A 25,851-nucleotide genomic window follows, 5' to 3' on the forward strand; every position below is an offset into this window, starting at 1 on the left:
TGATGACCGCGAAGGGCGCCCGCGTGCCGGGTGGCCGGCCGGCGCCACTGCTGCTGGAAGGGCGACGATCGGTTCTTCGGCGCCGTCGGTCGGTGCATGATTGGTGCGACATGGTCCTCCCGCTATCACTCGGCTTTCGGGGCGTGGCAGCGTATGCGCCTCCGGGCCTGACTCCGGGAGAAGCCATTGCGCACGAACTACGTGATGATCGACTTCGAGAGCGTCCAGCCCTCGGACCTCGCGCTGCTCGACGCCGAGCACTTCAGGGTAAAGGCGTTCGTCGGCGCCAACCAGACGCGGATCGCAACCGACTTCGCGGAGGCGATGCAGGGGCTCGGCTCGCGAGCCGAGTACGTTCGCATCTCCGGCAGCGGCAGGAACGCCCTCGATTTCCACATCGCCTTCCACATCGGCCTGATTGCGGCGGCGGAACGCGATGTCTTCTTTCACGTGATCTCGAAGGACTCCGGCTTCGACCCTCTGATCACGCACTTGAAGGGTCGGAAAGTGTTTGCCGCGCGGTCGGCTGCCATCGCAGATATCCCGATCCTCAAGGCGCCAGCAGCGGCTCCGCTCTGCGAGCGAACGTCGGCCGTCATAACGGACCTCCAGCGACGCGGCGCGGCAAGGCCGAAGACGGTGCGGACCCTGATGAACACGATCTCGTCGATGTTTCAGAAGCAGCTCGCGGAAGAGGAGGTGCGGACTCTGTTCGACGGGCTCGTGAACCGCCGCATCGTGCGGGTGGATGGCGAGAGTGTTTCGTACCAGCTTGGGGTGCGCGCAGCATGAGCGAGGTCGTGCAAGGACTGCCTGGATCCGTGAAAGGCGGCGCCGAATCCGGAGAGGGTCTCGGTTGGCCGGTCTCGGAAAGCCGATCCCCACTGAAAGACAAGCCGCTTCGCCTGCCGGGCCAATCGGTGGACGAACAGCGTCGCAAGCTCATCGAGAACGAGTTCGAAATCCCCGTGCTAGTCGCCTTGCTGCTGACCCTGCTTGCCGGGTTCGAGTGGTGGCGCGACCACGTCGCTGCACCGCCCGCTCCTCGGCTCATGACCGCGGTTGCATTGGTGGCCGTCGCCGCCGCGGCGTGGCGCTTTCACCGTCTGCGCCCTCGATTGCACGCGCTTCGCCTCGCCGCGGAGGGAGAGAAGGCGGTTGGCCAGTATCTCGAGGGACTGCGAGTCAGCGGGTACCGGGTATTTCATGACGTCGTTGGCATAGGCTTCAACGTCGACCACGTCCTGATCGGTCCGGCGGGCGTGTTCACGGTGGAGACTAAGACCTGGTCGAAGCCCCGGCGTGGGGACGCTCGGGTCGTGTTCGACGGGGCGCGGATGGCCATAGGCGGTCGGGAACCAGACGATCGCGTCGCGGTGCAGGCGTTGGCTCAGGCCAGGTGGCTGCGTGGCCTGCTCGCCGACAGCACTGGCAAGCGGATGCCCGTTCGTCCGATCGTGCTGTTCCCCGGTTGGTTCGTCGAGCAAGGGCCCGGTGCCACGCGTGGAATCTGGGTGCTGGAGCCGAAGGCTCTGCCGGCCTTCCTCTCTAAGGCCCCGCATGTGCTGGCTCCAGAGGACGTGGCCCTTGCGAGCACGCATCTTTCGCGGATGATTCGAGTTCAGGAGCGCGACGCTTCCTGATCGGTCGCGCGCACCGGCCTATACTGAAGCAGCGTCGCGCATTCGCCGTCGCCCTCCAGGAGCAGCACCATGGGCAAGGTCAGGCAGAGCAACAAGGAAACGAAGAAGCAACCGCAGTCGACGCCCAAGGAGAAGAAGGCGGCCAAGGAGGCGAAGAAGAAGGCCGCGAGCGACCCGATTCGTCCGGCCGGCGGTCGATGATCGGGTAGCGCCTGGCCGATGAACGGGTCGCTCGGCCCATCGGCGGCTTCGCGTCATTCCTCCCGCGGCGGATGCTTGCTGAACATCCGCCACAGCGTCAGGTCGTAAGCGAGCTTCAAGGCTCCGCAGCACAGCAAGGGCGCGGCCAGCCAGCCGGCCGCCAGCATCGCGCCGCCCAGCGATGGGCTCAGCGCTGCGGCCAGGCTCTTGGGCACCGCGGTGAAGCTCGCGGCGGCGGCGCGCTCGGCCGGTGTGACCACGCCCATCACGTAGGCGGTGCGCGGCGGCACGTCCATCTGCGACAACGCGCTGCGGGCGAGCAGCAGGCCCAGCGCCACCGGCATCGTGGGCGCGAAGGCCGCGAGGATCATGAACAGGTTGGCCGGCATGTGCGTGAACACCATCGTGTTCACCAGGCCGATGCGCCGCGCCACGATCGGGCTCGCGAGTTGCGAGGCCGCGCTCAGCAGGCCCGCCACGAAGAAGAACTGCCCGGCCTGCGCCAGCGACAGGTCGAAGCGCTCGAACAGCCACAGTGCCAGCAGCGAATGCACGACCAGGCCGCTCGCGAAGTTGTCGACGCTGAACAGCACCGCGAGCCGCACCACGATCGCGCGCGACGGGCCGAGCGCGGCGGCTTGTGCGGGTTCGGCATCGGCCTGTGAGGCCGGCTCCGGCAGCCGCCGATAGAGCCACCAAACGATCGCGCCGATCGCGCCGTAGCCGGCGAACATGATCCGCAGCGCGTCGACGCTCGCCAGGCCGAAGCTCGCGCTCAGCCAGTCGGGCACGGCGGCCGCCAGCGCGCCCACTGCCGCGCACAGCGCGCCGAGCACGCTGTAGCGGGCGAAGAGCGCGGTGCGCGAGTGTCCGCGGGCCATGCCCGCGAGCGTGGCCTGCTCCAGCGGCAGGAAGACGCTGACGTCGCCCGAGCTCGGGTTCATCGTGCCCACGAAGGCGATGACCAGCAGCGGCCACCAGGCGGTCGACGCGGCGAAGCCGATGCCGGTGGCGAGCATCAGCAGCGCGGCGGCGCGCAGCAGCCGCGCCCGCGCGAAGCGATGCCCCCAGGCGCCCACCGCGAGCGTGGCCAGTGCCGAGCCGAGCATCGTGGCGGTGCCCGCGATGCCCACCTCGAGCGTGCCGAGGCCCAGCGCGAGCAGGTAGGCCGGCAGGAGCACCGCCACGTAGCCGTCGGCGAAGGCGCGCAGGGCCCTGGCGACCAGCACGGGCCCGGCATGGGGGGCAGTCCCCGCGGGCAGCAGCAACCTCATCGCGCCGCGGCGAGGATCGCGTCGAAGCCCGGCCGGTACGCTTCGACGAGCCGGCGCGACAATCGCGCGAGCTGCTCGGGGTCGGCCGCCAGCGCGGCGTGGAGGCCCTCGGCGAGCTGGCCGATGTCCACGACGCCGGGCAGGCCGGGCAGCTCCCAGGTTTCCGCGAAGGCGCGGTGCTTGGCGGCGGGATCCGGGTCGCTCGCGGAAGCTTCGTCGCTCGCGGGGCCTTCTTCGCCGGCGCGCGCGGGCGGGCCGCCGGCCCCGATCGCGAGGTTCACCCGCGGCAGCCCGAAGGCCATGGCGACGATTCGGCCGTGCAGGCTGCTGCCGCAAAATCCCCGGCTCCCTGCGATCAGCGCGCAGAGGTCCCAGACGTCCAGCGACTCGAAAATGGCGACCGCTGCGGTCCGGAACCGGCTCGCCGCACGCTGCAGCACCTCGAGCGAGTCGTGCCAGGGCGCGGCTCCGGCGCGGAACAGCACGATGCCCAGGCCAGTTGCGGCGGCGATCCGATCGAGCTGCCCGGCGCTGTTCGCAAGTGTCGCGTCGTCGCCGAACTCGGCCGCGAACTGCACCGCCAGGTAGCCCCGCGGGAAGGCGCGCTGCACGCGCGCCGGCTCGCCCGCGCGCCGGCGCTCGGCGATCCGCGCGCCGAACAGCTCGGCCACCATGACGGCGGGGTCGGGCACCAGCCGCGGCGCGAGACCGGCCGCCTCGAGCTGCGCCAGGCTGCGCTGGTCGCGCACGGCGACCCCGTCGGCCGAGGCGAGCTTGGCCAGCACCTCGGCGCGCAGGGCCGGGTCGCGGCGATCCAGGTCGGCGCCGCCGACGCCGGCGTGCAGCACGCGGGCGATCGCGGGGAATCGAGCGCGCGCCGCGACGTAGGGCGCGCGCGCCCGCGGGTCGCCGGTGGCATCGGCCAGCCGCTGCTGCGCCCAGGCCATTCGCGCGGCAGGCTGCGCGTCGAGCCGGGCGATGATCGGCGCGACCTCGTCGTCCGGCAGCAGCATGACCGCGGCCTGCCAGGCGTCGCAGCAAAGGATCTCGCCGCCCACGTGGATCAGCGTGGCTGGTGCCGCGTCCGGGCGGGTGGCGAGCTCGGCGGCGACCGTACCCAGCGGCCGGACCCGATGCCCGCCGAGCGCGCGCAGGTCGCGATCGGCCAGCCCGGCGAACAGCAACTCGCGGCCGGGCAGCAGCGCCGCGGCCACGTGCGGGAACAGCAGGTCGCCGAGGTTGTGGCGATCGAAGGCGCCGAAGAGGATCGTGGGGGGCCGCTGCATGGCGGTGGGCGTGCTGGCGGACTAGCGGGTCGAGGACGGAGCCGGGGAAGGGGTCGAAGTCGGGGCCGACGCTGCGGGCAGCGGCGAGCGGAAGACCAGCGGCTCGCCGGGTCGCCAGCGCTGCATCAGGACCGAGCGCGGCGGGCCGGCCTGCGGCGCTTCGGCGGCGAGCAGCGCCGCGGCGAGCCCGCTCTCGTCGACGACGAGCGGCTCGTCTCCCGGCACCGGCCGAATGATGCGGTTGCCGAACATCAGCTTGCCTCCGGTCCTGCCTGCCACGCGCAGGGTGCCGGCATACACGGCCCGGGCGTCGCCCGGCACGTCGATCCGCCAGCGCGGGATGCTCTCGGCCTGTCGCGCGGCCTCCGCCTGCCGCGCAAGCCCCTGCCACGACGGGGTGGGGTTCGACTCGGGGCCGATCACGCCCAGGTACCAGGTGCCCGGCGCCAGGTCGAAGACGACCCATCCGGCCCTGCGCGAGGCGTCCGAGAGGTGACGATGGCGAATGGCGGCCGACAGCCGCTCGGCCGTCTCGAGATTGCCGAGCCCGAATGCGAAGAGCGGGTCCACGGTGAATGTCGGCCGGGGGAAGGGGGTCTCGGGGGCGCCGTCGATCGTGAGATCGATCCGGACCAGGACCGGCGCCAGGACCCGGTCCCCGCCCGCCGGCTCCGGTATCGGCAAACCGAGCCACTCGCGGATCGATTGCGCCACGCTGACCCCCGACGGCCGCTTCCGATGCTCGAAGCGCTGCACGCGTCCGCCCTCGTCGAACCGGATCAGCAACTGATGGTGGCTGGGCAGGTCGGTCTTTCCGGCGGCTCCGGTCACATGGGCGCCGATCGCCCAGAGCAGGATGCCCTGGCGCATGTCCCACTGGTAGACGAAGACCCGCGCGTCCTCCCAGACCAGCGCGGGCTGGCCCAGCCGCCCGACCACCTCGGCCTGCGTCGTGACCCCCGGCCCGATGAAGGCGAGCTGTGCCTCGGCGACCGGCGTGCCGGCGAGCACCTTGTCCTCGCTCGTGGGGATCGGCAACACGATGCAGCCGGCCAGCGCCAGCGTCGCCGACAGCAGGATCGCGAAGAGACCACGACGGGCGATGGCCACGGGGTGCGGACTCCGTTATGCGGCCCGGCTCCGGACGGACCGGCACGCCTGTCGATTATCGTCCAGCCGGCAGGGTCAGCGCCGGATCGGGGTATGTCCAATTCAAGGACACGAAAGCCGATCCAGGGCGCGATGACCGATGAACAGACACCCGCTGTGCCTTGGTCTTGTCCACAAACCGGACATCCCGCCGTGCCAGATCTCGGGCCGGCCAGCCCGCGTCCTTTGCAATCAATGACTTGTCGAAATCGACTTCGCAGGCACGCATCCTGCTCTGTCCTGGTGCATGCCCCGGCCCCCGGGGCCGTCCATCACCCTGAGGAGACAACCGAGATGAAGCCCTTCCCGCTTCTGAAGCAGGCCGCCAGGCTGGCCCTGCCGCTGGTCGCCGGCGCGATGCTGGCCGGCGCCGCCGTGGCCAAGGACATCAAGATCGCCCACATCTATTCGAAGACCGGCCCGCTCGAGGCCTACGGCAAGCAGACCGCCACCGGCCTGTTGATGGGCCTGGAGTACGCCACCGGCGGCACGATGACCGTCAACGGCCGCAAGATCGTGGTCATCGAGAAGGACGACCAGGGCAAGCCCGACGTCGGCAAGTCGCTGCTGCAGGCCGCCTACGGCGACGACAAGGTCGACCTGGCCGTGGGGCCGACCAGCTCGGGCGTGGCGCTGGCCATGCTGCCGGTGGCCGAGGAGTACGAGAAGATCCTGCTGGTCGAGCCGGCGGTGGCCGACTCGATCACCGGCGACAAGTGGAACAAGTACATCTTCCGCACCGGCCGCAACTCGTCGCAGGACGCGATCTCCAACGCGGTGGCGCTCGACCACGAGAACGTGCACATCGCCACGCTCGCCCAGGACTACGCCTTCGGCCGCGACGGCGTGAAGGCCTTCAAGGACGCGATCAAGAAGGCCAAGATCGTCCACGAGGAATACCTGCCGACCAACACCACCGACTTCACCGCCGGCGCGCAGCGGCTGTTCGACGCACTGAAGGACAAGCCGGGCCGCAAGGTGATCTGGATCGTCTGGGCCGGCGCGGGCAACCCGTTCAAGATCGCCGACCTGGATCCGAAGCGCTACGGCATCGAGATCTCCACCGGCGGCAACATCCTGCCGGCGATGGCGGCCTACAAGAACTTCCCGGGCATGGAAGGCGCCACCTACTACTACTTCGACATCCCGAAGAATCCGGCCAACAACTGGCTGATCACCGAGCACTACAAGCGCTTCAAGAGCCCGCCCGACTTCTTCACCGCAGGCGGCATGTCGGCCGGCATGGCGATCGTCCGGGCGCTCGAGAAGACCAACGGCAACACGAAGACCGACACCCTGATCAAGACGATGGAAGGGATGAGCTTCGACACGCCCAAGGGCAAGATGACCTTCCGCAAGGAAGACCACCAGGCGATGCAGTCGATGTATCACTTCAAGATCAAGGTCGACCCGGCGTTCACCTGGGCCGTTCCTGAACTCGTTCGGGAGATCAAACCCGAGGAAATGCAGGTGCCGATTCGCAACAAGCGGTGATGCGCGCGGGGTGACCGACGTCGCGCTTCGGTGACGGTGGCGGGGCCGGCGGGCGGGTGAGTGCTTCGCGGGCGCCGGGGTCGAGCCCGCCTTCGGCTGCCCTGCGCTGCTCGCCCTCGCGGGCGGCTGCGCAACTCGCCCTCGTCGCGGCGGTCCTGCGGACCTTGCGCCTCGGAGCTCGGACAGTGCTCGCCGACGGCCCCCGCGAGGGCTGTGCTGCTCGGCGGCTCGTAAGCCCGGCGCCCGCGAAGCACTCACCCGCCCGCCGGCCCTGCGAGGGGTCGTGCGGTGCGCGACGGCAATCACCCCTCGCTTGCCCGCTGAACCCAATCGCCTGCCGATCTCATGAGCTTTTCTCTCGAAACAAGGGATCTCACGATCCGCTTCGGCGGCCACGTGGCCGTCGACGCGGTGTCGTGCGCGTTCCGGCCTGGCACGCTGACGGCGATCGTCGGGCCCAACGGCGCGGGGAAGACGACGTACTTCAACCTGATCTCGGGGCAGTTGAAAGCCAGCTCCGGGCGCGTGTTCGTGGGCGGCGACGACATCACGTCCCTGCCCGCGCCCGAGCGCACCAAGCGCGGGCTCGGGCGCGCCTTCCAGCTCACCAACCTGTTCCCGAACCTGTCGGTGATGGAGAACATCCGGCTGGCGATCCAGGCGCGGCGCGGCATGGGGCTGAACCTGTGGTCGATCTGGTCGAATCACCGCGCGCTGATCGCCGAGGCCGAGGCGATCCTCGAGCGGATCGCGCTGACCGCGCGCCGCGATGCGCCGGCGGCCAGCCTGCCGCACGGCGACCAGCGCAAGCTCGAGGTGGGCATCCTGATCGCGCTCGAGCCCACCGTGTTCATGTTCGACGAACCCACCGCGGGCATGAGCGTGGACGAGGTGCCGGTCATCCTCGACCTGATCCGCGAGATCAAGCGCGACATGACCAAGACGATCCTGCTGGTCGAGCACAAGATGGACGTGGTGCGCGAGCTGTCGGACCGCATCATCGTGCTGCACAACGGCAAGCTGGCGGCCGACGGCGAGCCGGCAGAAGTGATCGCCTCGCCGGTCGTGCAGCAGGCCTATCTGGGCATGGCCGCCGAGGACGAGGAAGAAGCGGAGGCCGCGCGATGAGCAACGCGGTGCAGGCTTCGCCGCATGCCGGCGGCAACGCAGCCGCGCGGCCGCTGCTGTCCCTCGCCGGCGTGCACACGCACATCGGCGCGTATCACATCCTGCACGGCGTGGACCTCGAGGTCCCGGCCGGGCAGACCACGCTGCTGCTGGGCCGCAACGGCGCGGGCAAGACCACCACGCTGCGCACGATCATGGGCCTGTGGCAGGCCTCGGCCGGTGGCATCGCCTTCGACGGCGACGACATCTCGAAGCTTCCCACGCCCGAGATCTCGCAGCGCGGCATCGCCTACGTGCCCGAGAACATGGGCATCTTCGGAGAGCTCACCGTGCGCGAGAACATGGTGCTGGCCGCGCGCGGCGCGCGCCGCGAGGCCGACATCGACGCCGCGCGCCTGCGCTGGATCTTCGGCCTGTTCCCGGCCATGCAGAAGTTCTGGAACCATCCGGCCGGCCTGCTGTCGGGCGGCCAGAAGCAGATGCTGGCCGTGTCGCGCGCGATCGTCGAGCCGCGCAAGCTGATCCTGATCGACGAGCCCAGCAAGGGCCTGGCGCCCTCGATCATCCGCAACATGCTGTCGGCGTTTCGCGAGCTCAAGGCCGACGGCGCCACGATCCTGCTGGTCGAGCAGAACTTCGCGTTCGCGAGCCAGCTCGGCGACACGGTGGCGGTGATGGACGACGGCCGCGTCGTGCACCGCGGCGCGATGGCCGAGCTCGCCGAGGACGAGGCGCTGCAGTCGCGCCTGCTGGGCCTCTCCCTGGGAGCGCATCAATGAGCGCCGCGCTTCGCAACCGCCTGCCGCTGCTGCTCGCGCCGGCGCTCGCCCTGCTTGCGCTGCCGCTGGTCGGCAGCTTGTCCAGCTGGGCCACGCTGACCGTGGCCGGACTGGCCATGGGCATGATCGTGTTCATCATCGCCTCGGGCCTCACGCTGATCTTCGGCCTGATGGACGTGCTGAACTTCGGCCACGGCCTGTTCATCGCGCTGGGCGCCTTCGTGGCGATGTCGGTGCTCGGCCCGATGGCCGCCCTGACCACCTCGCCGTCGATGCTGCTGAACCTGGTCGCCATCGCGAGCGCGATGGTGGTCGCCATGGCGGTGGCCGGCGCCATCGGCTGGGCCTTCGAGCGCGCGATCGTGCGGCCGGTCTACGGCCAGCACCTGAAGCAGATCCTGATCACGATGGGCGGGATGATCATCGGCGAGGAGATCATCAAGGTGATCTGGGGCCCGCAGCAGATCCCGCTGCCGCTGCCCGAGGGCCTGCGCGGCGCCTGGCTGTTCGGCGACGCCGCGATCGAGAAGTACCGGGTCATCGCGGTGGGCGTGGGGCTGGCGGTGTTCGCGGCCATGCTCTGGGTGCTCGCGCGCACCAAGATCGGCCTGCTGATCCGCGCCGGCGTGCAGGACCGCGAGATGGTCGAGAGCCTGGGCTACCGGATCCGCCGGATGTTCGTCGGCGTGTTCGTCGCCGGCTCGGCGCTGGCCGGGCTGGGCGGCGTGATGTGGGGGCTGTACCAGCAGAACCTGGTGCCGCAGATGGGCGCGCAGGTGAACATCCTGATCTTCATCGTGATCATCATCGGCGGCCTGGGCTCGGTCGGCGGCTGCTTCGTGGGCGCGCTGCTGGTGGGCCTGATGGCCAACTACACCGGCTTCCTGGCGCCCAAGGTGGCGCTGTTCTCGAACATCCTGCTGATGGTGCTGATCCTGCTCTGGCGACCGCAGGGCCTGTACGCGGGGAGCAAGCAATGATCCGCAGCCTGCTCTCGGCCGACTATCCGCGCAGCCGCCTGGTGGCGGCGATGCTGCTGGCCATCGTGGTGCTGCTCGCGCTGGTGCCCTTCGTGTTCCCCGGCGCGCGCTCCATGTCGGTGGCCGCCAAGATCCTGGTCTTCGTCCTGCTGGTGGCCAGCTACGACCTGCTGCTGGGCTACACCGGCATCGTGTCCTTCGCGCACACGATGTTCTTCGGCATCGGCGCCTACGGCGTGGCCATCGCGAGCACGCGGCTCGACGCCACCTGGGGCGCGCTGGCCGTGGGCATCCTCTGCGCGCTGGCGCTGTCGGCCCTGCTGGCGCTGGTGATCGGCCTGTTCAGCCTGCGGGTCAAGGCGATCTTCTTCGCGATGATCACGCTGGCGGTGGCCAGCGCCTTCCAGACCCTGGCCTCGCAGCTCTCGGAGGTCACCGGCGGCGAGGACGGCCTGAGCTTCAAGGTGCCGCGGCTGCTGCGGCCCTCGTTCGAGCCCTTCGAGAACCCGATCCTGGGGCTGGACGTCGACGGCCGCGTGATCACCTATTACCTGCTGTTCTTCGCGGTGCTGGTCCTGTTCCTGATGCTGCTGCGCATCGTGAACTCGCCCTTCGGCCGCGTGCTGCAGGCGATCCGCGAGAACGACTTCCGCGCCGAGGCGATCGGCTATCGCACGGTGGTGTTCCGCACCGTGTCCAACGTGCTGGCCGCGCTGTTCGCCACGCTGGCCGGCGCGCTGCTGGCGATCTGGCTGCGCTACAACGGGCCGGACACCTCGCTGTCCTTCGAGATCATGCTCGACACGCTGCTGATCGTGGTCATCGGCGGCATGGGCACGATGTACGGCGCGGTGATCGGCAGTGCGCTCTTCGTGTTCGCGCAGAGCTATCTGCAGGACATGATGAAATGGATCTCCGGCGGGCTGGAGTCGGTGCCGTTGCTGGCCGCGCTGTTCTCGCCCGACCGCTGGCTGCTGTGGCTGGGGCTGCTGTTCGTGCTGTCGGTCTACCACTTCCCGACCGGGATCGTGGGCCGGCTGCGGGCGCGCGCGATCGAGCGGGCGCGCGGGGGCGGGAAATGAGCGCCCGAAGGGCGCTGGTCCGGGTCGCGCACGCCGGCCCGGTGGCCACGCTGACGCTGGCCCGGCCGGCCATGCGCAACGCGCTGGTGCCCGACCTGCTGCTGGACCTCTGCGTGGCGCTCGAGCAGATCGGCCGCCGCAGCGAGACCCGCGCGGTGGTGCTGGCGGCCGAGGGCGAGGCCTTCTCGATCGGCGGGGACATGCGGCGCTTCGCGGCCGAGATGGCCGGCCCCGCGCTGCAGACCTACGCCGCGGAGCTGGTCGGCCTGCTCAACCAGGCGGTGCTCGCGCTGCTGCGCCTGCCGCAGCCGGTGGTGGCGGCGGTGCATGGCCACGTCACCGGCGGCTCGCTGGGCCTGGTGCTGGCCTGCGACCTGGCGGTCATGGCCGACGACGCCGTGCTCAAGGCCCACTACGCCACCGCCGGCTTCACGCCCGACGGCGGCTGGACCGCGCTGCTGCCGCGCCTGGTCGGCACGCGCCGGGCGGCGGCCTGCCTGATGCTGAACCTCAGCCTGGATGCCCGCCAGGCGCTCGACTGGGGCGTGGTCAACCAGCTTGCGCCTTCGTCCGAAGTCGCGGCGGCCGCGCAGCGCGCCGCCGAGCGGATCGCCGCCTCGCCCGAGGCCACGATGCGCGCCGCCAAGCGCCTGCTGGCCCCCGACACGGCGCTCGCCGGCATCGAGGCCGCGCTCGAGGCCGAGCGCCAGCGCTTCGTGGCGGCCATCGTCGAGCCGGCGGCGCGCGCCGGTGTCGCCGACTTCCTGCGCCGCTTCACCGGCTATCCGGATCCGCACGCGCCGGCAGTCGCCGAGCCGGTGCGCGGGGCGGGCTGAGCGCCGGAACGGGGCGGGGCGGCGGGATGTTCGTCATCGACTGGCTGCACAAGCAGGCGCAGCACCATCCGGACAAGCTCGCTCTGGTCGACGTCGCGAGCGGCCGCAGCTTCCGCTATCGCGACTTCGACGAGCGCGCCAGCCGCTTCGCCGAGTGGCTCCGCGAGCGCTGGCGCCTGGCGCCCGGCGACCGGCTGGCGGTGCTGGCGCACAACGGCAGCGACTACCTGGAGATGCTCTACGGCTGCGCGAAGGCCGGAGTGGTCATGGTCTGCCTGAACTGGCGCCTGCCGGCGGCCGAACTGCAGCCGATCGTCGACGACGCGGCGCCGGCCGCCTTCGTCTGCAGCGAGGAGCTCGTGGCGGTTGCGCGCCAGGTCTTCCAGGGGCTCCCCGGACTGGTGTCCGGCCCGCCCGGCGCCGACTGGCCCGACTACGAATCGGCCCTGGCCGCCGCCAGTGGCGGGGTCGTCGAGATGCCGACCCGCGGCATGGACGAGACCTGGTACCTGCTGTACACCTCGGGCACCACCGGCCGGCCCAAGGGCGTGATCCAGACCTTCGGGATGGCCTTCTTCAACGCAGTCAATGCGATGCTGGCCACGAAGCTTTCCGGCGACGACGTGCTGCTGGCCGTGCTGCCCTTCTTCCACACCGGCGGGCTCAACCTCTATGCCAACCCGATCCTCCACGCCGGCGGGACCGTGGTGATCCAGAAGCAGTTCGACGCCGGCGAGGCGATCCGCTGGCTGGATGGGCGGGGCCGCACCGGAGGTGCCGGCCTTCCCTTGCCGATCACCCAGTTCCTCGGCGTGCCGGCCGTTTACCTGTTCATCTCGCAGCATCCGGAGTTTGCGAGCGCCCGCTTCGCTGCGATGCGCCACTGGTCGGCGGGCGGCTCGCCGATGCCGCAGGCCCTGCTGGAGGCCTACGCCGCCCGGGGCATCACCCTCTGCTTCGGCTTCGGCATGACGGAGACCGGGCCCACCGTCTTCATCCCCGACGAGGCCACCGCCCGCGCCAAGCCGGGCAGCGTGGGCAAGCCGGTCGGCTCGATGCTGACCCGGGTGGTCGATCGCGAGGGCCGTGACTGCGGCCCCGGAGAGCGCGGCGAGCTGCTGGTCCGTGGCCCGGGCGTGACCCCGGGCTACTGGCGCAATCCGCAGGCCACCTCCGAGGCCCTGCGCGACGGCTGGCTGCACACCGGCGACGTGGCCTTCTTCGATGTCGACGGCGACTACTGGATCGTCGACCGGGTCAAGGACATGTACATCTCGGGCGGCGAGAACGTCTATCCGGCCGAGATCGAGAACCTGCTGTACCGGATGCCCGGCGTGGCCGAGGCGGCGGTGATCGGCGTGCCCGATCCGCGCTGGATCGAGGTCGGCCTGGCGGTGATCGTGCCCGCGCCGGGCGCGCAGCTCACCGAAGAAGCCGTGCGCGAGTACTGCCGGGCCGGGCTGGCCGGCTACAAGGTGCCGAAGCGGGTGCGTTTCGTGGACGCGCTGCCGCGCACGCCGGCGGGCAAGGTCGAGAAGCCGTTGCTGCGGCAGCGCTACGCGGACGCCTGAGCGCGCTCGCCGCCTGTTACCACCCGTAGCAATCGCTTACACCTGAGCCGGCGTCGAGCCGGTAGCCTCGCACTCGTACAGAGTTCCGAGGAGAGCCCCATGAGCCGCCTGATGCTCGCGCTGTTTGCAGCCACCGCCGTGCTGGCCGTATCGATGCCGGCCTTCGCCGACGACGACGACGATCGCCACCACCATCGTCACGGCAAGTACAAGGAAACCTACTGGGACGGCCCCTGCAAGGTCGAGCGCAAGTGGAACCGCAAGGGCCACTACAAGGAAGAGCGCAAGTGCAAGGGGGGCTACGCCGCGCACTACCCGGCGCCGGCGTACTACGCGGCGCCCGCCCCGGCAGCCGGCGTGTACCTGACCCCGCCGTCGCTGGTGATCCAGCCGCCGGCGATCGTGATCCAGTAGGAAAGCCCCGGCCCGACGAAAAAAGCCCCGGCGCCAGGCGCCGGGGCTATCCGTTCGGCGCGGGCCCGGGGCCCGCTGCGCGACGACTACTTCACCGATGCAACCATGTACTCGACCGCGGCCCGCACCTCGGCATCGGTCAGCTTGGCATTGCCGCCGCGCGGGGGCATCGCCCGCAGGCCGTTGATCGAATGCGAGACCAGCGTGTCCATGCCGGCCGCCACACGGTCGGTCCAGGCGGCCTTGTCGCCGTACTTGGGCGCGCCGGCCACGCCGGTGGCGTGGCAGACCATGCAGGTGCCGTCGTAGATCTTCTTGCCGTCGACCGATGCGGCGGGTGCAGCCGCCACCGGGGCGGGCGCGGCAGGGGCCGCAGCGGCGACGGGAGCCGCAGCGGGCGCCGGGGCAGCGGGCGCAGCGGCAGCGGCAGCGGCAGCGGCCGGCGCGGCGTCGGCCGACTTGGACGCTTCCTCGCCCTTCGGCGCTTCGAACTTGCCACCGGCCGCATTGGCCATGTGCACGACGGCCTTGGTGATCTCGAGATCGCTGTAGGCGCCGCCGCCCTGGGGAGCCATCGCGCCCTTGCCTTTCAGCGAGGAGTTGACCAGCGCCTGCAGGCCGGTCTTGATCCGGTCGGCCCAGGCGGCGGTGTCGCCGAACTTGGGCGCGCCGGCCACACCCGCCGCGTGGCAGGTGGCGCACTGGGCCTTGTAGACCTCTTCGCCGGAACGTGCCGGGCGCGGGCCGCTGGCGCCCGCCAGCTCGAAGCCGGCCACCGGACGAATGCGCGCCTCGATCGCCTCGGCGGTCATGGAATCGGCGCCTGCCCCGGTGCGCGTGCTGCTGCCCACGTACTTGACCAGCAGGACGATCACGAGGATCGGCACCACGAAGGCCAGCACCACGACGGTGATCAACTGTTTGGGGGTCTTGATGAATGCTTCGTGTTCGTCGCTCATGCTGACGCCAGCCGTTTGGATTCAAAGCCGGGAATTATAGCCGCTCGCTACTTCTTCTTTTCGATCTCCTTGAGGCGCTTCTTCTCCTCGTGGCGAATCCGTTCCAGCATTCGCGTGTCCGGGTCCCGCCAGTCGCCGCCCGCGGCCCGGGCCATGAAGGCGGTGGCGCGAGAGAACTCGGCCAGCGTCAGGCTCGGGTCGCCGCCCCGCGGCGGCATGCCGCGCACGCCGACCCAGGCGTGGGCAGTCAGCACGTCCTGGCCTTCCTCGATCAGGCCTTCCCAGGCCTCGCGGTCGCCGAACTTCGGCGCCTTGGCCACGCCGGTCTCGTGGCAGGCCCTGCAGACCTGCTGGTAGACGGCCTCGCCGGACTTGCCGCCGGCAACCGGCACGTGGTCGGATCCGGACGGCCCGCCGGACACGCAGGCGCCGAGCGCCAGCACGACCGGTGCCAGCGCCAACGCGCGGATCGAATGCTTGGCTTTCACCTTGGAGGGCTCCTGTTTCAGCCGGCATCTTAGCGAAGCATCGCCTTGGCCACGCGGCCAGGGGCCGGCCTCGGGTACAATCGAGGCTTCGCGCCCGTAGCTCAGCTGGATAGAGTACTGCCCTCCGAAGGCAGGGGTCGGACGTTCGAATCGTCTCGGGCGCGCCAGAGATTCGCCAGCAAGCCCCGTCAGCAATGGCGGGGCTTTCGTGTTCCTGGGGGCGGCCTGCCTTTGCGGCTTGCGTCGCGATGACGGCGCTCGTCGGCCGTCGCGATTCAAGGCGCACGAATCCCGCTGTCTGACGCTAGAATCAGGATTCCCCCTTTACACGAGCGGACGCCTCCGCTCCGTTGCGGCCGTGAGACTCGAGCGGCGATTCCGTCCCAGTGTCCTCGCGGCGCTCGTCTACGTGCTGCTCGGCTGCCTGTGGATCGCGTTCAGCGACGACGCGGTCCGCAAGCTGGCCGCCGACCCCGACACTCTGACCTTGCTGCAGAACCTGAAGGGCTGGGTCTATGTCCTGCTGACCGCCATCCTGATCTACGGGCTGGTCGAGGCGCTGGACTGGCGCAACCGCAGGCTGCGGGCGCTGGACCGCCAGTTCCGGGTGAGCTTTCAGGAAAGCCCGACCGGCATCGCGCTTCTCGACCCGCAGGGCCGCGTCGAGATCGCCAATCCTGCGCTGGCCACCCTCCTGAGCCGGCCCGAGCCCGCCCTGCGAGGCCGCACGGTGCCCGCGCTGCTGGGGCGTCGCGTCGACTTGCCGGCCGACGGCCTCTGCGTGGAGATCCCGATGCCGGCCGCCCGGGGGCGCGACCCGCGCACTTTCGAGATTCGCCGCGTCGCGCTCGAGGCGCCGCTTGCCGGGCAGGCCGGCGTTGCAGACGAGGCGCGCGGCAGCATGCTGCTGGTCGAGGACGTGAGCGTCGCCCGCCGAGCCGCGACGGAGCAGCGCCTGGCCGCGGTGGCCTTCGAGACCCGTGGGCCCATCCTGGTCACGGATGCGCAGGGCGTCATCCTGCGCGTCAATCGCGCCTTCTGCGAGCTGACCGGCTATCGGGCCGAGGAGCTGATCGGCAGGAACCCGCGCATCCTCGAGTCGGACCGGCAGAACGCGGCGTTCCATCGCCGCATGTGGGACAGGCTGCTCGAGACCGGCCACTGGGAGGGCGAGCTCTGGAACCTCGACCGGGCCGGCAAGCCCTATCCGCAGTGGCAGTCGATCAGCGCGGTGCGCGACGATCGCGGCGCCATCGCCTATTTCGTCGCGCACATCACGGACCTGACCGAGCGACGCGAGATCGAGGCGCGCATCGACGAGCTCGAGCACCTCGACCTGCTGACCGGGCTGCCCAATCGCCGCTCGCTGCTGGAGCGCCTCGCACTGGCGTTCCCGGGCACGCCCGCGGCAGCGTCCACAGCTGAGCCGTCGATTGGGGCCCCAGTCTCGTCCTCAGGCGCGCTGATGCTGATCGACGTCGATGACTTCCACGTGGTCAACGAGGGCCTGGGCATGGAGACCGGCGACCAGGTCTTGCGCGCGATCGCCCGCGTGCTCGTGCAACTCGCTGGCACCGAAGGCCAGCAGCTCGCGCGCATCAGTTCGGACATCTTCGCGGTGGCCTTCATGCCGCCGGGCGGGGGATCGGGCGAGAGCCTGCTGCAGGCGGTCGGCGCCTATGCGGAGCGCCTGCGTGCCCGCATCCGTCAGCTCGACGAGGTGCCCGCGGCAAGCGGCGCGCTCACCGTGTCGATCGGGGTCCATCTGTTCGATGCCGACGATCGCGGGCCGGCCGATGCGCTGAACCACGCGGAACAGGCGCTGTCGCGGGCCAAGCAGGGCGGGCCCGGCGGCTTCGCGCTCTTCGCGCGCGGCATGCAGGCCGAGGCGGAGGCCCGGCTGCGGCTGGCGGCCGATCTGCGGCTCGGCCTCGCCGCCGGCGAGATCCACGCGCACTTCCAGTGCAAGTGCAGCGCCGACGGGCGCATCGTGGGCGCCGAGGCGCTGGCTCGCTGGCGGCGCGCCGACGGCGCCACCGTGTCGCCGGCGGTCTTCGTGCCGATGGCCGAAGCGCTGGGTCTCGAAGCCGAGCTGGGCGAGCGGATGCGCCGCCAGGCGCTCGAGCTCGCCGCAAGGCTCGCGCAAGCCGGCTGCGCGATCCCGGTCGCGGTGAACCTCGCCGCGCGCGAGCTTCGGCAGCCCGACCTGCCGGACCGGATCGTCGCCTTGCTCGCCGAGTACCGGCTGCCGCCGCAGTCGCTGATCCTCGAAGTCACCGAGAGCCAGCTGATCGACGACTTCGACGCGATCAGCGCGGTGCTGGCCAGGCTTCGCGCCGCCGGGATGCGCGTGGCGATCGACGATTTCGGCACCGGCTTCTCCTCGCTCAGCTACCTGAAGCGCCTGCCGGTGGACGAGTTGAAGATCGACGGCAGCTTCGTGGCCGACGCCGCGCATGCGCCGCGCGACCAGGCGCTGTTGCGCGCCATCGTCAGTCTCGGCCACACCCTGGGCCTGGCGGTCGTCGCCGAAGGCGTGGAGACCGACGAGCAGCTCGCGCTGTTGAGCTCGCTCGGTTGCGAGGTCTTCCAGGGCTGGCGCTTCGGCCGGCCGGTGGACGCGGACGGCTTCATGGCCCAGGCGGTCGGCCGATGCTGACGCTTGCCGCCGCGGCAGTCGCCGGGCTCGAGGCGGTCACCGTGACCGCCACCCGCATCGAGCAGCCGAGCTTCGACACGCCGGCCTCGGTCGACGTCATCGGCATCGATCCGGCCGCCGCGCAGGCGCCCGGCGTGAACCTGTCCGAGGCGCTCGGTCGCGCTCCGGGCATCGTGGTGCGCAACCGCCAGAACTACGCGCAGGACCTGCAGGTCTCCTCGCGCGGCTTCGGCGCCCGGGCCGCCTTCGGCGTGCGCGGCGTGCGGCTGATGCAGGACGGCATCCCGTTCACCATGCCCGACGGCCAGGGCCAGACCGGGCTCTTCGACCTCGACGCCGCCGCGCGCATCGAGGTGCTGCGCGGGCCCTTCGCCGCGCTGTACGGCAACTCGGCGGGCGGGGTGGTGTCGCTCTTCACCGAGGATCCGCCCGCGGCGCCCACGCTGCGGATCCATGGCGGCGCAGGCAGCTTCGGCAGCTGGAAGACCGGCGTCGATTTCGGCGTGCCTTTCGGCGACGCGCCCCCCGGCTTCACCGGCAAGCTGTCGCGCTTCGCCACCGACGGCTGGCGCGAGCACAGCCGCACCCGGCGCGACCTGTTCGGCGCCAAGCTCGCCTGGGGCGAACCGGAAGCGTCGCGCTTCACGCTGACCGCCACCGCGCTCGACCAGCCCGATACCCAGGATCCGCTGGGCCTGACCCGCGAGCAGCTCGATCGGGACCCCGGCCAGGCCGGCGCCGGCGCGCTGGCCTTCGACACGCGCAAGAGCGTCGCACACCGGCAGGCCGGGCTCGAATGGGCGCACCGGCTGGGCCCCCGGGACACGCTCAAGTTGCGCGGCTACGCCGGCGACCGGCGGGTCACGCAGTTCCTGGCCTTCAGCGGCGCCGCGCCGACTTCGTCGGGGGGCGCGGTCGACCTGGACCGCGGCTTCGGCGGCCTGGGCCTGCGGTGGACCCGCGCCGGCCGCACCGCCTGGGGTCCGTTCTCGTTCACGCTGGGCATCGACTACGACCGGATGGACGAGCGCCGCCAAGGCTTCGTCAACGACTTCGGCGCGGCCGGCGAGCTGCGCCGCAACGAGAGGGACAGCGTCTGGAACGTCGACCAGTACGCGATCGCGGAGTGGTGGTTCGCCGAGCGCTGGCGCTTGTCCGGCGGCGTGCGGCACTCGCGGGTGAGCTTCCGGGTGCGCGACGATTTCGTCACTGCCGTCAATCCCGACGACTCGGGCCGGCGAGACTACTCGGCCACGCGGCCGGTCGTCGGCCTGCTCTTCGCGGCGAGCGACACGGTCAACCTGTACGCGTCGGCGGGCCGCGGCTTCGAGACGCCCACCTTCGCCGAGCTGGCCTACCGGCCCGACGGCCAGCCTGGGCTGAACTTCGCGCTCGACGCCAGCACCAGCACCAATCTCGAACTGGGCCTCAAGGCGCAGCTTGCGCAAGATCACCGACTGAACCTCGCGCTGTTCCGCACCGGCACCCGCAACGACATCGTGCCCGACGCGAACGTGGCGGGCCGGGCCACCTTCCGCAACGCGGCCCGCACCCGGCGGCAAGGCGTGGAGCTGGCGCTGGAATCGCGGTTCGGGGGCGGCTTCGAGGCCTGGTTGGCCTGGACCTGGATCGACGCCGAGTTCCGCGACTACGCGAGCCTGGCGGGCGCCGACCTGTCGGGCCGAGCGCTGCCCGGCGTGCCGAAACATTCGCTCCATGCCGAACTGGCCTGGCGCCACGCGCCCACCGGTTTCTCGACCGCGATCGAGGCCCAGTGGAACGGCGCGGTCTGGGTCGACGACGCGAACACCGCCCGCGCCGACGCCTACGCGGTGGCCAGCTGGCGCCTGGGCTACGACCTGCGCTACGCCGGCTGGCGGATCGTGCCCTACCTGCGCGTCGACAACCTGTTCGGCGAGCGCCACGTGGGCTCGGTGATCGTGAACGCGGCCAACGGCCGCTACTACGAGCCGGCGCCGGGCCGGTCGTGGTTCGGCGGCGTGAAGGCGTCGCTGGCCTTCTGAGCCGCGGGCACCGCGGGCGAGCCGGTTCGTCCCGGGCGGGTCACCAGCCCCCGCCGCCGCCCCCGCCGCCCCCGCCACCCGAGCCCCCGCCTCCGGAAAAGCCGGACGACGAGGACTTGGGCGCCGGCATCGCGCTGGCAAAGGAGCCCTGCGCCGCGGCCACCGCGCCGGTCAGCCCGCTGGCGAAGGTTCGGCCGGACCATGCCCTGCCGCCGTGCCATCCGGGTCGATACGAAGCGCTCACGTCGCTGCCAGGGTGCGCGCGCGCGAAGGCCGCCTCGAAGGCCTCCGACCAGGGCTTCTCCGCCTCGAGCGCGATCGCGTAGGGCAGCAATGCCTCGAAGCGTTCGGCGGTGATCTCGGGCGCTCCCTGAAGGTTCAAGCGCTCGGTCTCGGCGGTGCGCAGGTACATCTCCAGGCCTTCGATCCGGTCCATCACCGGCCGTCCGGCGGCGGTCGGCGCGCGCAGCAGGTAGTAGAACAGCCCGTTCAGCGCGGCGAAGCCGGCCACCAGCACCAGCGGAAAGGCGTTGTCCACCACAGCATCGAGGAAGAAGTCGCGAAAGTCCGGCGACAGCGGTCCCCGGTCGCCGAGCTGGGTCAGGAAGGTGGTCGCCATGAAAGCGAGCACCGCCAGGTGAATGGCCGAGGCGATGATCGTGCGCAACCTCCAGCCCGGCATCAGCGCCCGGACGATCTGCGCCACGAACACGCCCGCGAACGCGCCGATGACCACCGACGCGATCAGCAGCCCGATCTCGGCTTCGCGCAGCTGCCCGAACACCAGCACCGCGCCGATCGCGATGCCCGTCAGGAACAGGCCTGCGGCGAACCAGCCCAGGTTGCGCTTGAAGAAGCGGTGCCGGTTCTCCTTTTCGATCGACGAGCGGAAGCTCTTCAGCGCCCTGGCCAGGCTCTCGCCGTTGGCGCGGTCCACGAAGGCCACGCCGCCGCTGCCGTCGATCCAGGAGAGCAGGGCGCGCTCGCCGGCGGGGAGCGCGTGATACTCGGGGAAGGGCGCCGCTGCGCCGACCTTGCCCTTGTCCGCGCCCGAGAGCTTGCGCTTGAGGATCAGCCCGCCGCCGCTGTCGTCGAAGATCACCAGGCCCTTGACCGCCAGCGAGATCGCCGCCGCGGTGAACTCGCGCCAGTCGCCGCTCCAGCCCCAGTTGCGGACGTAGCCGGCCAGCGCAGGCGAGATGCCCTCGGGCGGGTTGAAGAGCGGAATGATGGTGCCCTTGGGCGGGTCGCGGCCCACCGCCCGCCAGACGATCAGGTAGAAGGCCGCCACCGCCAGCAGCCCCAGGCCGCTCAGGATCCAGCGGCGGTTGTCCAGGAAGGCGTACTGCAACTGCTGGGCCTGCGACGGCGCGGCCACCGCGCCCGCCGGCAGCTCGGCGACCAGCGTGAGCCCCTCGCCCGGCGCCAGCGCGCGGGTGGCCTCGAACTCGAGCTGTCCGTCGTCGCGCAGCCGGGCGCGGAAGTCCTCGCCCCGTTCCCCGAAGCGGCCTGTGTACGCCGTCCAGCGCACCGGCGCCGCATTGCCCGGCAGCCGCACCAGCGCCCGGGCCGACTGGATCGGGAAGGCCCACTCGTTGCCGGTCACGTTCCAGTACAGCTCGGCCCGGCCGTCGTGGTGGCGGATCTGCCGGCCGGTCCGGTAGCGGATCTCGTAGCGATACACGCCGGGTTCGAGCAGCACGTTCTCGTCGCCGGCGTAGATCCGCACGCCGCGCGCGCTGGTTCGGGTGAAGCTCGGCTCGGTGCGTCCGTCGCGGGTGACCGCGATCAGGTCGAAGGACACCGAGCGCAGCCGGCCCTCGGCGTCCTCGAACTGCAGCGGAAAGTCGCGGTAGATGCCGCGGCGGATCTGCCGACCCTCGGCGCGCACCGTGATGGACTCGCTGACCAGCAGGTCGCCGTCGGGCTGCACCTCGATGGTGGCCAGGTAGCGCTCGATGGTCTCGTCGGCGCGCGCGGCGCCGGGCAGCGACAGGGCGAGCCCGAAGGCCACCGCCAAGCCGCGCGCCCAGGCCGTCGCAGCCTCGAGCGAAGGACGCATGGGCCTCACGCCGCCGCCCGCCGCGCTATTGCGGGAACGACACCTTGGGCGCCTCGCGCGCCGCCGCGTCCTCGATCTCGAAGAAGGGCTTCTTGCCGAAGCCGAACCAGCCGGCCACCAGGTTGCTCGGGAAGGACTCCACCATCACGTTCAGGTCGCGGGTGGCGCCGTTGTAGTAACGGCGCGCCATCTGGATGTCGTGCTCCACGCCTTGCAGCGACTCCTGCAGCGCCAGGAAGTTCTGGTTGGCCTTCAGCTCCGGGTAGTTCTCCACGATGGCCAGCAACCGGCCCAGCGCGCCGGACAGCATGCCCTCGATCTGGCTGCGCGCGGCCACGTCGCCGGCCGGCGCGGCCCGGGCCTGGTTGCGCAGCTCGGTCACGTTCTCGAGCAGCTCGCGCTCGTGCGTGGCGTAGCCCTTCACCGTCTCGACCAGGTTGGGCACCAGGTCGGCGCGGCGCTTCAACTGCACGTCGATGCCGCTCCAGCCTTCCTCGGCCAGGTTGCGCCGCTTCACCAGTCCGTTGTAGATGCTCACGCCCCAGGCGGCGAGCGCGGCGACGATTGCGGCGAGGACGATCCAGGTCATCGTGCGGATCCTTTCGATGATCGGTCGACGCGCATCGCGACGCGGGCGACGAGCCGCGCGAATGCAGGTCCAGGTTCCATGTCCGGTCTCCGTCGTGGCGTTCGCCCGGATATTGGCGCGGGATGACGCGAAGGGCAAGCCGCTCGGTGGGCCGCCCGTCGGCTCCGCCAGCGCGACTCGACAGGCTCACCCCCTGAGCCTCTCCCTCCGGATACTCGCCCATCCCCCTTCCCGAGGAGCAGCCGCATGAGCCAGCCCGCCCAGCATCCGGACCTACCCCAGCTTCCGATCCGCCGTGTCGCCTTCTACAAGCACGGCGTGGCCATGGTCGAGCGCGAGGGCCGCGTTCAAGGCGAAGTCCTGCCGCTGGTCTTCCGCGCCGGCGACATGGACGACGCGCTGAAGAGCCTCACCGTGATCGACCGGGCCGGCGGCCAGGTGGTCTGCGCGGACTACGAATTGCCGGCCTCCGCGAGCCGCGAGCAAGACGCGCTGGCGCTCGACCCCGGCACCGGCATGCTCGACCTGCTCGAGCGGCTGGTCGGCTGGCGGGTGCGCGTGGAGCTCGCCGGGCGCAGCGCACCCCTCGAGGGCCGCGTCACCGGGCTGCAGTACGCGAGGGAGCGCCGCCGCCTGAAAGGCGCCACGCTGATGCTGCTGGACGATGCCGCCGGAGCGGTGCAGGCCGCGCCGGCCGCCGAGCTCGTGCGGATCGTGCCGCTCGAGGGCCGGATCGGCGAGGATCTCGCCCGCTTCCTCGATGCCGGAAAGCGGGCCGGCGGGACGCGGTCGGTGTCGCTGCGACTCACCCCGGGCGAGCACGATCTGGCCGTTTCCTGCCTGGTGCCCGCGCCCAGCTGGCGGGTCAGTTATCGCGTGGTCGCCGAGTCCGACGAGGGCGCCGACACCGGCCGCCTGCTGCTGCAGGGCTGGGGCCTGGTCGACAACCGCTTCGACGAAGACCTCGAGAACGTCCGGCTGACGCTGGTCGCCGGCCAGCCGATCTCCTTCGTCTACGACCTGACCACCTCGCGGGCGCCGGCGCGCAAGCGGGTTCAGGACGAATCGCGTGTGGCCGCCGACCCGGTCGGCTTCGCCTCGGGCCTGGTCGCGCGCGCTGCCGCCCGCTCCGCTGCAATGGCCGGCGCCGCCTCGTTCGACATGGCCAGCGCCGAGTTCGACGACGAACGCGGCTCGCTGCTCGCCGCCGACATCGTCGGCGACGTCGACGACCCGCGCGTCGGGTCCGAAGTGGCGCTCGCCGGCCGGCCCCTGCGTTCCGCCCGCATCGCCGACCTGGAGGCCGCCGGGCCGGCCAGCGCGAGCAGCGACCAGCGCGAAACCTTCGCCTACGAGGTGTTGCGGCCGGTGTCCATTCCGCGTGGCGCCAGCGCGCTGGTGCCAGTGCTGCAGGCAAAGCTCGCCTACCGGCGCGAGCTGCTGTTCAACGAGAAAAAGCACCCCGGCCATCCGGTGGCCGCGCTGCGTTGCGAGAACCGCTCGGGCCTGGTGCTCGAGCGCGGGCCGGCCACGCTGGTCGAGGACGGCCGCTACCGCGGCGAGGCCATCGTGCCCTTCACGGGCCGCGATGGCAGCCTCTACCTGCCCTACGCCGTCGAGCTGGGCATCTCGGTGCGCGTCGAGTCGGACCGCAGCGTCGAGGACCATCGTCTGCGACTCGCGGGCGGCTTGCTGCACCGTGAGATGGCCTGGGGGCGCACTCATCGCTACGAGATCGTGAATCGAACGGCCGACGCGCAGACGCTCACCATCGAGCGGTCGGTCGACACGCTGCCCGGCGAGCTGTTAGAGACCCCGCCGCCCGCCGCCTGCGGCGATGGCGTCTATCGATGGAACGTCGACTGCCCGGCAGGCGCCACGGTCACTTTCGCGATGCGCTCGCGCCGGCTGGCGGTGCGCGAACAGCGACTCGTCGACCTCGGCCTCGACGAGCTCGCCCGCTTCCTGGCCGACGCCGGCCTCACCCCCGACACCCGGCGCGCGCTCGAGGCCCTGCGCGCCGAGCTGGCGCTCATCGAGGAGAATCGCCGGCGCATCGCCCAGCTCGCCGAGCAGCGCAAGCAGCTGCTGGCGCGCCAGGAGCACGTCCGCCGCAACATCGGGGCGCTCGCCGCCGGCGGCGACGAAGGCGAGGTGCGCCTGAAGATGGTCCGCGAGCTGCAGGCCGCCGAGGGCACGCTCTCGGGCATCGACCGGCTGGTCGCCGAGCTCGAAGCCGAGAACGAGCGCCGGCGCGGCGAGCTGGGCGCGCTGCTGCCGGGCGGGCGGACGCCGGAGGCCGCCTGAGCGGCACCGGCCGACGCCTCCCGCGCGCGCTACTCCCAGCGAAAGCCGGTGAGCGCTTTCAGGAACAGCGACGCGGCCGGCGGCCGCGGCCGCCCGCGCACCTCGATCGCGTGCACTTCCCGGCTGACCGCCGGCTCGACCAGCGGGCGCGACACGAGCCCGCTGGCGGTGATCGAGTACTCGGGCATGAACGCAAAGCCCAGGCCCGACAGCACCATCGCCTGGACCCAATCCTCGCGATCGCTGCGGAACTTCGCGTAGAGCTCGATCTCGCGCGCGCCGAGCACCTGCATCACCGTCTCGCGCATCTCGCAGGCGAGCCGATCCACGTAGTGGGCCCGGTGCACGTCGGCAAGCCTGATCGCGTCCTTGCGGCTGAACGGGTGGCCCGGCGCGAAGACCACCACGTAGCGCTCCGGATAGAGCGGCTCGCTGCGAAACCCGTCGCCGAAACCGGCCGCCGGGTTGGCGATCGCGAGGTCCAGTTCGGCGGCTTCGAGGCGGCGGGCCAGCGACTCGGCCGAGCCTTCCGAGATCGCGGTCTCCACGCCCGGGTTCGCGTCGCGGAACTCGCGCAGGAAGCCGCCGATGCGCGCCGGCCCGATCGTCGGCAGGATGCCGACCCGAAGCGGCGTCTGGCGCAGCAGCCGGAAGTTCTTCGCGACGGTCAGCGCCGCCTCCTGCTCGCCGGCCAGTCGCTCGAGGTGCGGCCGCATCATGCGCCCCAGCTCGGTCAGCACCAGGCGCCGGCCCTCGCGATGAAAGACCGCGCCGCCGACTTCCTCCTCGAGCCCCTTGATCGCCTTGGTCAGCGCCGGCTGGGTCAGGTCGCAGGCCTCGGCCGCGCGCGAGAAGCTGCCGTGCTCGCAGATGGCAAGGAAGTATCGAATCTGGCGAAGCTCCATCGCGTGTCCCCCGACTCTGCT

The 25,851-nt window shown here is 71.1% G+C and carries 22 protein-coding genes and 1 tRNA gene; 15 read left to right on the forward strand and 8 right to left on the reverse strand.

What is annotated here, in order from left to right:
- Window positions 1-186: 186 nt before the first annotated feature.
- From FHP08_RS18470 to FHP08_RS18750, 3 genes are all read left to right on the forward strand, one after another.
- The gene (locus FHP08_RS18470) at window positions 187-792 is read left to right on the forward strand and encodes a PIN domain-containing protein (protein WP_187272303.1); all 606 of its coding nucleotides are present in this window, start codon (window positions 187-189) and stop codon (window positions 790-792) included.
- Entirely contained in the window at window positions 789-1,643 is an 855-nt protein-coding gene (locus FHP08_RS18475; protein WP_187272304.1) for a nuclease-related domain-containing protein, read from the forward strand. The genes FHP08_RS18470 and FHP08_RS18475 overlap by 4 nt, the downstream gene beginning before the upstream one ends.
- 69 nt (window positions 1,644-1,712) lie before the next feature.
- Window positions 1,713-1,844: a hypothetical protein gene (locus tag FHP08_RS18750; RefSeq protein ID WP_267285494.1), complete on the forward strand. Its 132-nt coding sequence runs from the start codon at window positions 1,713-1,715 to the stop codon at window positions 1,842-1,844.
- Window positions 1,845-1,897: 53 nt separating this feature from the next.
- On the opposite strand, the gene FHP08_RS14015 is transcribed toward FHP08_RS18750, so the two are convergent.
- Genes FHP08_RS14015 through FHP08_RS14025 form a run of 3 tightly spaced genes read right to left on the reverse strand, consistent with a single transcriptional unit; the run spans window position 1,898 to window position 5,514 of the window.
- Complete coding sequence (locus FHP08_RS14015) at window positions 1,898-3,118, reverse strand: MFS transporter (RefSeq protein ID WP_187272305.1); 1,221 nt, start codon at window positions 3,116-3,118, stop codon at window positions 1,898-1,900.
- Window positions 3,115-4,404 (reverse strand): polysaccharide pyruvyl transferase family protein, encoded by a 1,290-nt coding sequence (locus FHP08_RS14020; protein WP_147705092.1) that lies wholly within the window; start codon window positions 4,402-4,404, stop codon window positions 3,115-3,117. Before FHP08_RS14020 ends, FHP08_RS14015 begins: the two co-directional genes overlap by 4 nt.
- A gap of 21 nt (window positions 4,405-4,425) precedes the next feature.
- Complete coding sequence (locus tag FHP08_RS14025) at window positions 4,426-5,514, reverse strand: hypothetical protein (protein WP_147705093.1); 1,089 nt, start codon at window positions 5,512-5,514, stop codon at window positions 4,426-4,428.
- A 396-nt stretch (window positions 5,515-5,910) separates the two neighbouring features.
- On the opposite strand from FHP08_RS14025, the gene FHP08_RS14030 reads away from it, so the two are divergent.
- From FHP08_RS14030 to FHP08_RS14065, 8 genes are all read left to right on the forward strand, one after another.
- Entirely contained in the window at window positions 5,911-7,047 is a 1,137-nt protein-coding gene (locus FHP08_RS14030) for a substrate-binding domain-containing protein (protein WP_225879147.1), read from the forward strand.
- Between the two features lie 345 nt (window positions 7,048-7,392).
- The gene (locus tag FHP08_RS14035) at window positions 7,393-8,175 is read left to right on the forward strand and encodes an ABC transporter ATP-binding protein (protein WP_147705095.1); all 783 of its coding nucleotides are present in this window, start codon (window positions 7,393-7,395) and stop codon (window positions 8,173-8,175) included.
- Window positions 8,172-8,954: an ABC transporter ATP-binding protein gene (locus FHP08_RS14040; protein ID WP_147705096.1), complete on the forward strand. Its 783-nt coding sequence runs from the start codon at window positions 8,172-8,174 to the stop codon at window positions 8,952-8,954. The genes FHP08_RS14035 and FHP08_RS14040 overlap by 4 nt, the downstream gene beginning before the upstream one ends.
- Window positions 8,951-9,934 carry a branched-chain amino acid ABC transporter permease gene (locus FHP08_RS14045; protein ID WP_147705097.1) on the forward strand — a complete coding sequence of 328 codons (984 nt, stop codon included), beginning with the start codon at window positions 8,951-8,953 and terminating at the stop codon, window positions 9,932-9,934. The genes FHP08_RS14040 and FHP08_RS14045 overlap by 4 nt, the downstream gene beginning before the upstream one ends.
- Window positions 9,931-11,016 (forward strand): branched-chain amino acid ABC transporter permease, encoded by a 1,086-nt coding sequence (locus tag FHP08_RS14050; protein WP_147705098.1) that lies wholly within the window; start codon window positions 9,931-9,933, stop codon window positions 11,014-11,016. The genes FHP08_RS14045 and FHP08_RS14050 overlap by 4 nt, the downstream gene beginning before the upstream one ends.
- On the forward strand, window positions 11,013-11,852 hold the full coding sequence (locus FHP08_RS14055) for an enoyl-CoA hydratase/isomerase family protein (protein ID WP_147705099.1): 840 nt from the start codon (window positions 11,013-11,015) through the stop codon (window positions 11,850-11,852). The genes FHP08_RS14050 and FHP08_RS14055 overlap by 4 nt, the downstream gene beginning before the upstream one ends.
- Window positions 11,853-11,878: 26 nt before the next feature.
- Window positions 11,879-13,423 carry an acyl-CoA synthetase gene (locus FHP08_RS14060; protein WP_147705100.1) on the forward strand — a complete coding sequence of 515 codons (1,545 nt, stop codon included), beginning with the start codon at window positions 11,879-11,881 and terminating at the stop codon, window positions 13,421-13,423.
- Window positions 13,424-13,522: 99 nt separating this feature from the next.
- Complete coding sequence (locus FHP08_RS14065; protein WP_147705101.1) at window positions 13,523-13,837, forward strand: hypothetical protein; 315 nt, start codon at window positions 13,523-13,525, stop codon at window positions 13,835-13,837.
- A gap of 86 nt (window positions 13,838-13,923) precedes the next feature.
- On the opposite strand, the gene FHP08_RS14070 is transcribed toward FHP08_RS14065, so the two are convergent.
- Window positions 13,924-14,796: a c-type cytochrome gene (locus FHP08_RS14070; protein ID WP_147705102.1), complete on the reverse strand. Its 873-nt coding sequence runs from the start codon at window positions 14,794-14,796 to the stop codon at window positions 13,924-13,926.
- A 47-nt stretch (window positions 14,797-14,843) separates the two neighbouring features.
- Window positions 14,844-15,284, reverse strand: coding sequence for a c-type cytochrome (locus FHP08_RS14075; protein WP_222707898.1), 441 nt, complete (start codon window positions 15,282-15,284; stop codon window positions 14,844-14,846).
- 90 nt (window positions 15,285-15,374) lie between these two features.
- On the opposite strand from FHP08_RS14075, the gene FHP08_RS14080 reads away from it, so the two are divergent.
- The 3 genes from FHP08_RS14080 to FHP08_RS14090 all read left to right on the forward strand — a co-directional run bounded on the left by FHP08_RS14080 (window position 15,375) and on the right by FHP08_RS14090 (window position 19,967).
- Window positions 15,375-15,451, forward strand: a tRNA-Arg gene (locus tag FHP08_RS14080).
- A gap of 191 nt (window positions 15,452-15,642) precedes the next feature.
- A complete protein-coding gene (locus FHP08_RS14085; RefSeq protein WP_187272306.1) occupies window positions 15,643-17,943 on the forward strand; it encodes a putative bifunctional diguanylate cyclase/phosphodiesterase in 2,301 nt (766 codons plus the stop codon).
- Entirely contained in the window at window positions 17,937-19,967 is a 2,031-nt protein-coding gene (locus FHP08_RS14090) for a TonB-dependent receptor family protein (RefSeq protein ID WP_147705104.1), read from the forward strand. Before FHP08_RS14085 ends, FHP08_RS14090 begins: the two co-directional genes overlap by 7 nt.
- Window positions 19,968-20,007: 40 nt before the next feature.
- Here FHP08_RS14090 and FHP08_RS14095 read toward each other — a convergent pair whose 3' ends face one another.
- Window positions 20,008-22,029, reverse strand: coding sequence for a DUF2207 domain-containing protein (locus FHP08_RS14095; RefSeq protein ID WP_147705105.1), 2,022 nt, complete (start codon window positions 22,027-22,029; stop codon window positions 20,008-20,010).
- Window positions 22,030-22,054: 25 nt separating this feature from the next.
- On the reverse strand, window positions 22,055-22,618 hold the full coding sequence (locus FHP08_RS14100) for a LemA family protein (protein ID WP_147705106.1): 564 nt from the start codon (window positions 22,616-22,618) through the stop codon (window positions 22,055-22,057).
- Window positions 22,619-22,864: 246 nt separating this feature from the next.
- On the opposite strand from FHP08_RS14100, the gene FHP08_RS14105 reads away from it, so the two are divergent.
- Window positions 22,865-24,925 (forward strand): hypothetical protein, encoded by a 2,061-nt coding sequence (locus FHP08_RS14105; RefSeq protein ID WP_147705107.1) that lies wholly within the window; start codon window positions 22,865-22,867, stop codon window positions 24,923-24,925.
- A gap of 29 nt (window positions 24,926-24,954) precedes the next feature.
- On the opposite strand, the gene FHP08_RS14110 is transcribed toward FHP08_RS14105, so the two are convergent.
- Window positions 24,955-25,830 carry a LysR family transcriptional regulator gene (locus tag FHP08_RS14110; RefSeq protein ID WP_147705108.1) on the reverse strand — a complete coding sequence of 292 codons (876 nt, stop codon included), beginning with the start codon at window positions 25,828-25,830 and terminating at the stop codon, window positions 24,955-24,957.
- Window positions 25,831-25,851: the final 21 nt, after the last annotated feature.

This window comes from Zeimonas arvi, assembly GCF_008039575.1.
Lineage (GTDB): Bacteria > Pseudomonadota > Gammaproteobacteria > Burkholderiales > Burkholderiaceae_E > Zeimonas > Zeimonas arvi.

What these genes read in the sequence shown, in the direction of transcription:
- FHP08_RS18475 (WP_187272304.1), top strand. Translation starts at nt 789, where the DNA reads ATGAGCGAGGTCGTGCAAGGACTGCCTGGATCCGTGAAAGGCGGCGCC.
- FHP08_RS18750 (WP_267285494.1), top strand. Translation starts at nt 1,713, where the DNA reads ATGGGCAAGGTCAGGCAGAGCAACAAGGAAACGAAGAAGCAACCGCAG.
- FHP08_RS14015 (WP_187272305.1), bottom strand. Translation starts at nt 3,118, where the DNA reads ATGAGGTTGCTGCTGCCCGCGGGGACTGCCCCCCATGCCGGGCCCGTG.
- FHP08_RS14020 (WP_147705092.1), bottom strand. Translation starts at nt 4,404, where the DNA reads ATGCAGCGGCCCCCCACGATCCTCTTCGGCGCCTTCGATCGCCACAAC.
- FHP08_RS14030 (WP_225879147.1), top strand. Translation starts at nt 5,911, where the DNA reads ATGCTGGCCGGCGCCGCCGTGGCCAAGGACATCAAGATCGCCCACATC.
- FHP08_RS14035 (WP_147705095.1), top strand. Translation starts at nt 7,393, where the DNA reads ATGAGCTTTTCTCTCGAAACAAGGGATCTCACGATCCGCTTCGGCGGC.
- FHP08_RS14040 (WP_147705096.1), top strand. Translation starts at nt 8,172, where the DNA reads ATGAGCAACGCGGTGCAGGCTTCGCCGCATGCCGGCGGCAACGCAGCC.
- FHP08_RS14045 (WP_147705097.1), top strand. Translation starts at nt 8,951, where the DNA reads ATGAGCGCCGCGCTTCGCAACCGCCTGCCGCTGCTGCTCGCGCCGGCG.
- FHP08_RS14050 (WP_147705098.1), top strand. Translation starts at nt 9,931, where the DNA reads ATGATCCGCAGCCTGCTCTCGGCCGACTATCCGCGCAGCCGCCTGGTG.
- FHP08_RS14055 (WP_147705099.1), top strand. Translation starts at nt 11,013, where the DNA reads ATGAGCGCCCGAAGGGCGCTGGTCCGGGTCGCGCACGCCGGCCCGGTG.
- FHP08_RS14060 (WP_147705100.1), top strand. Translation starts at nt 11,879, where the DNA reads ATGTTCGTCATCGACTGGCTGCACAAGCAGGCGCAGCACCATCCGGAC.
- FHP08_RS14065 (WP_147705101.1), top strand. Translation starts at nt 13,523, where the DNA reads ATGAGCCGCCTGATGCTCGCGCTGTTTGCAGCCACCGCCGTGCTGGCC.
- FHP08_RS14070 (WP_147705102.1), bottom strand. Translation starts at nt 14,796, where the DNA reads ATGAGCGACGAACACGAAGCATTCATCAAGACCCCCAAACAGTTGATC.
- FHP08_RS14090 (WP_147705104.1), top strand. Translation starts at nt 17,937, where the DNA reads ATGCTGACGCTTGCCGCCGCGGCAGTCGCCGGGCTCGAGGCGGTCACC.
- FHP08_RS14095 (WP_147705105.1), bottom strand. Translation starts at nt 22,029, where the DNA reads ATGCGTCCTTCGCTCGAGGCTGCGACGGCCTGGGCGCGCGGCTTGGCG.
- FHP08_RS14100 (WP_147705106.1), bottom strand. Translation starts at nt 22,618, where the DNA reads ATGACCTGGATCGTCCTCGCCGCAATCGTCGCCGCGCTCGCCGCCTGG.
- FHP08_RS14105 (WP_147705107.1), top strand. Translation starts at nt 22,865, where the DNA reads ATGAGCCAGCCCGCCCAGCATCCGGACCTACCCCAGCTTCCGATCCGC.
- FHP08_RS14110 (WP_147705108.1), bottom strand. Translation starts at nt 25,830, where the DNA reads ATGGAGCTTCGCCAGATTCGATACTTCCTTGCCATCTGCGAGCACGGC.